Consider the following 2,528-nt stretch of genomic DNA (forward strand, 5'->3'; position numbering starts at 1 on the left):
ACGAGAATTTTTTCGCCGGTGGTGGGGAATTGTTTGAGCAGCGGCCGGGAGTTTTTATAACAGCAGTGTTCCGACCACATCACGCCAAACATTCCTAATTCGGCTTTGTTGGGGTGTCTTCCCAGTCTTTTGACTATTTCTTCGTATTCTTCGGGTTTGATGCCTTCTGAGGCAATTTCTGCGGCAGTGAAGGGGGTAGTCATGGGACAATGCGATCGAGGGACAAGATTTATTGTATAACGTCTGTTGAGATCGAGTTATACTGCTTAGTAAAAGACAAAAAAGTTAAAAGGTTTGCGCTAGTAAAGTTAAGCTAAAGACATAGTTTTATCATCAGTTGGAACGAAACTATGGCAGTAGAAACAGCTTTATCAATGAAAGCCTTATACGATCAGGATTTTGTTCTCTGGGCTTCAAAAACCGCCGAACTTTTAAAGCTAAAAAAGTTTGATGAGGTGGACTGGGAAAATCTGATTGAGGAAGTGGAGTGCATGGGGAAAAGTGACAGACGGGCTGTAGAGAGTTTATTAACCCAGCTTATCGAACACCTGTTTAAGTTAGCTTATCACAAATCGGAACGGGAGCGAGAACGAAACGTCTGTCACTGGGTAGGAGAAATCGCCAGTTTCCGAACTCAACTAGGAGAGTGGCTAGAAACTACTACTCTCACCAACCACGCGCGGGATTATTTTCAAAAAGCCTACTCGAACGCTCGAAAAACCCTAATACAAGCGAAAGCAGTCACTCGCGACGCGATTCCTCTAGAGCCTCCTTTCTCCCTCGAACAGGTATTAGATGGGGAATGGTTCCCGATTGATATCGATCATTACTTCGACGATTTTCCTTTTACTTAGACCCATGTTATCCTGATAATATTGGCTTTCAAAACTGAAATATGGATGCCCTGATTCAAGAACTAGAAATCGCCAATTAAACTGCGTCAATGGCAACCGGCAACTGTTGAACAGGTGCGACGTTATCTTGTCGAGATTATCGAATTAGCAGACCAAGATGGGTTAGAACTTCTCCGTTCTAGATTGGTTGAGCAGGAGGTATTGGATATAATTGAGGAACCCGAAACCCGGTGAAGTTTCGTTGAGGTAGCCTTTTAAAATTAAAAAACAAAAAACAAAAAACTTCTGCTAAACTAGAGGCATCTTTTTGAGTTTAATTGCGTGAAAACTGACAGTATTTTCTATCAACTCTTACAAAGATTTCCCGCTTGTTTCTTTGATTTGTTGAACCTTCCCCCCGAAACCGCCAATTCTTATCAATTCTCCTCGGTGGAAGTTAAACAATTGTCCTTTCGTCTCGATGGAGTCTTTTTGCCTGATACACCCAATCAGCCTATCTATTTCCTAGAAGTACAATTTCAGAAAGATAATAGGTTTTATTCCCGTTTCTTTAGTGAAATCTTCCTCTATCTCCACCAAACGGACTTAAGCAACAACTGGCAGGGAGTAGTTATTTATCCTCGGCGTTCAGTGGAAAGCGTAGAGACGGCTCGTTATGGGGAGTTAATCAACTCAGGCAGAATTTTACGTTTTTATCTCGAGGAATTAAGGGAAGGGGAATCCCTGGGAATATCAATGTTACAATTAATTATAGCACCAACCGCCAGAGCGATCGAGCAAGGAAAACAATTAATTCCACGGATTAGACAAGAATTACCTAAGGTCAAACAACAGCAAGAACTTTTAGAATTGATAGAGACAATCTTGGTTTATAAGTTACCCCAAGTCAGTAGAAAGGAGATAGAGGCGATGTTTAGTTTAAGTGATTTAAAACAAACTAAAGTGTATCAGGAAGCTTTAGAAGAAGGTAGAGAGGAAGGTAGAGAGGAAGGTAGAGAGGAAGGTAGAGAGGAAGGCCGACAAGAAGGCCGACAAGAAGGCCGACAAGAAGGCCGACAAGAAGGCCGACAAGAAGGCCGACAAGAAGGCCGACAAGAAGGCCGACAAGAAGGCGAATTAGCGGCAAAATTAGCCTCTATTCCTCGTTTATTGGCCTTAGGATTGAACTTTGAACAGATAGCACAAGCTTTAGAATTAGAGATCGAACAGGTTAGACAAGCAACTCAAAGGGAATAGGAAAAGTTCAAAGCGATCGCACTAAGGTTAGATAGCGTATCATGCTAAACGACTTTTGTACTAAATCCGCTTATTAAAAACTGATTATTTATTCTCCGTTTTGCCTCTTGCATGAGTGCCTGTCCTGATATGTAGCCTATACTCACTGGGGAGATACAGTAGGTAGGGTGCGTTAGGAGCGCCACAATATTATTTAATTTACATTAATTACATACGCGACGTAACGCACCAATATTATCCTAAATCCCTTGAGTAACCCACAGAAAAGGGGTTTCTCCGAGAAACCCCTTTTCTACTCATGCACTCATGCAAAAAGGGGAATAAATAATCAGTAGATCGTAGCGACTGTCTTGATTGTCAAGGGGTAACTCAAAAAACAATCAAGGAGTTGCTGTCGAACCTAAAATCTCAAGCCAGAAAAAAGCGCAGCAAAAACTA

3 protein-coding genes are annotated in these 2,528 nt (G+C 41.8%); 2 read left to right on the forward strand and 1 reads right to left on the reverse strand.

Features of this window, described 5'->3' with window-relative positions:
- Positions 1 to 203 (reverse strand): phosphoribosylformylglycinamidine synthase-related protein (locus PX481_RS20075; protein WP_288095642.1); only part of this gene is annotated, 203 nt, incomplete at its 3' end.
- Positions 204 to 350: 147 nt separating this feature from the next.
- Here PX481_RS20075 and PX481_RS20080 point away from each other — a divergent pair.
- Together PX481_RS20080 and PX481_RS20085 are read left to right on the forward strand one after the other, a co-directional pair.
- Entirely contained in the window at positions 351 to 854 is a 504-nt protein-coding gene (locus tag PX481_RS20080) for a DUF29 domain-containing protein (RefSeq protein WP_002761445.1), read from the forward strand.
- A gap of 321 nt (positions 855 to 1,175) precedes the next feature.
- Positions 1,176 to 2,090 carry an Rpn family recombination-promoting nuclease/putative transposase gene (locus PX481_RS20085; protein WP_288095643.1) on the forward strand — a complete coding sequence of 305 codons (915 nt, stop codon included), beginning with the start codon at positions 1,176 to 1,178 and terminating at the stop codon, positions 2,088 to 2,090.
- Positions 2,091 to 2,528: the final 438 nt, after the last annotated feature.

It is taken from the genome of Microcystis sp. M53603_WE2 (genome assembly GCF_030065435.1).